Origin of the sequence: Kinneretia sp. DJ1R-11, assembly GCF_025717595.1 — a bacterium.
Taxonomy (GTDB): Bacteria; Pseudomonadota; Gammaproteobacteria; order Burkholderiales; family Burkholderiaceae_C; genus Paucibacter_A.
Window position 1 is genome coordinate 1 of the sequence record NZ_JAJIRR010000035.1, and the last position, 2,433, is coordinate 2,433.

2 protein-coding genes are annotated in these 2,433 nt (G+C 58.5%); both read left to right on the forward strand.

Going from position 1 to position 2,433, the window contains the following annotated elements:
• Positions 1 to 51 precede the first annotated feature (51 nt).
• A complete protein-coding gene (locus LNV23_RS23750; RefSeq protein ID WP_263565223.1) occupies positions 52 to 513 on the forward strand; it encodes a hypothetical protein in 462 nt (153 codons plus the stop codon).
• Positions 514 to 1,292: 779 nt separating this feature from the next.
• Positions 1,293 to 1,691 (forward strand): hypothetical protein, encoded by a 399-nt coding sequence (locus LNV23_RS23755; protein WP_263565224.1) that lies wholly within the window; start codon positions 1,293 to 1,295, stop codon positions 1,689 to 1,691.
• Positions 1,692 to 2,433: the final 742 nt, after the last annotated feature.

Sequence of the window (2,433 nt, forward strand, 5' to 3'; positions counted from 1 at the left end):
CACGGTGTTATCCGACACTGAGCGTCGCTATACAACACGTTAGGCGTCGAAATGCAGACCGTCGAACTCATCCGTGCTGAAGTAGGTGCAAAGAAGGTTAGCTGCACCACGACACTTCAAGCGCATTGCGGCCTCGGTCTTGCCGCCGCGAAGAAAGCCACCGACGCCTTGCTTGAAAAGAAGTGCCCGAGGGTCTCATTGCAATCCGTTGAGTCGGCAAGGTCGCTTATTGTTTCGTTGGCCGGGTTGGGTGTCGTCGCTCGTTTTGCAGAGGGGCCTAACTACAACCCGCAGGAACGCCTCACCTCGGCCTTGGCAACCGTGCAGGCGCTACTCGAGCCGGAAACTCTTCGCACGTGTGAGTCGCTGTCTGCTCACGGGGAGTGGGAACTAGCGCTTTCGCATTGCCTTGCACACTTGTCGATGCGGACGAACGCCACTACAGCATCCGCCGTCAAATCACTGGGGCAACTGGCCATCGAATTTGGCATTGTGGGAAGTGGTCAAAAATGATGCGCCCTGGAATGCCGACGCCTAACCCTTCCATCGAAGGGACGCGCAACGGCATGCCACGCATGGCCCTCATTTCATTCTGGGCCAAGCGTGTCCCGCCGCTGCGCGCCCCTCATGTCAAACGTTATCCATCATGCTGAGTCGATCAGAAGCTAGAGACCTAGCTGTTCGCAGAATTGCGGCAACAGTCACTGAGCTGCCGCCAGAAGACGAGCTGGTCGTAGTTGACGAAGCAACGATTGAGCGCCCATGGGGCTTGGTCTTTTTCTACACGTNAAGCGCAATGTCAGGCGAGTACCTCATTCAACGGACCGATGGAAATTGGTTCGACCTCGATCGGAAGGACTACGAGCGAACGCTCGTTCCGAAGTCGCTACCATGGCGCGCAGTCTCTGATGGCTACGGCGACTTCTGCATCGACGTCTCCGGTTGCGAAGTCTCGTTCTCGTATGAAGAGCCGGGCATTCAGGTGGTATTCGAGGATGACGTCTTTTCACCCGAGGAAGAGCTTCAACTCGTGACTGAAATGCTCGAAAACCTGACGCGGGTTACAGGTCAGCAAGGTAAGGTCATTTCAATATGAATGTGCGAGAGGCAGGCGGGTTGCGCTTTAACCCTACGCTGGAGCCGGACCTGCAAAAGCACAGGCCCGCGCCACCGGGCCTTTTATCATCGGCAGCGCGGGCCTGTGCTTTTGCAGTCCGCTCAGCTTGAACGTTAGCCGCCTTGTAGCGAAGGCCCAAAAATCCCTGTCACCACCATAGACGAAGAGAGCAACCATGTATCCACCAAAGCAATCCGACAGCGTCATATCAACCATCGGAAGCTTTTCGGGCGTTGCCTCTCTTGTTCTCGCGGTCGCGGGCAACAATCTTGAGCGGCTATCCAACCTACAACGCTGGGGTCTGGCTGTCGCTTCAGCCGTCATGCTCTGGGCATTCCTCGCTGGCCTCGTTTTTCATCAGTTTTCTCTACAGCGAGATGCTGGCAAGCAAGGCAAGGCCGTGGGCACTCTATTTGTCGGCGCGTGGGTTGGCGGCGGCCTTCTCCTGGCAGTCTTGCCATTCTTCGCATTCGGTTTGCCAGCGAGCAGCACTGACACACTCAGTCTTTGGGCTGCCGGTTCATTCGCTTCCATCTTCACGCTAGCAGCGCTGGCAGGCACACAGGGGCAGTAGCACCGTGCTCCACGAGGCGGCTAACCCTTCAATCGAGAGGACGTCACCCGGCAAGCCGGGCGCCGCCTCTCATTTCAAACGCTATGCAGCAGGCTAAGAATTCTTCGACGAGCCGTTCTGGGTTGCGCGTTCGCGGCGATCACGCGGCGCGACGGGCCGAGGCTTTCTCGTGTTCGGTCAGGGAGCAAGCGGCCCCAGCTTTCAGCCGCTGTGATCTTGCCTGGTCATGGCACGCTGGCCGTTCGCTTTCCTCGTTTCGCCGCCTGCCGCATGGTACGGATGGAGCCTGTCGCCTCAGCCGACTGCAGCGTGGGTACAGCTTCGGTATTCTCTCGGCCACTTTCACCGCAGTGCCTCCGAAAGTGGCTCTGCATAGCCGGTCGTTGCAGCGGACCGCCTGCGGCGTCCGCTGACCTTTACGTTATGCAGCAAGCTAAGCAACGCTTGAATATCCGTTTTCGGTCGGGCGTTCGCTTCGGCCACGCGGAGCAATCTGCCGTGATTTCCTCGGAGTCGGGCTGCAGCCGCTTCGGCTCAGCTTCCGGCCGCCGTGATCTTGCCGGTTTTGGCCTGGTTGCTCGTTCTCTTTTCTTGGTTCGCAGTCGGTCCGCAGAAGAACAACGCGCTTGCCGCCTCAGCCGATCGCCTCATGGGTACAGCTTCGGTATGCTGTCGGCCACTTCAGTCGCAGTGCCTTCGACTTGGCTCTGCATAACCGGTCGCTCGAGCCGATCGCCTGCGG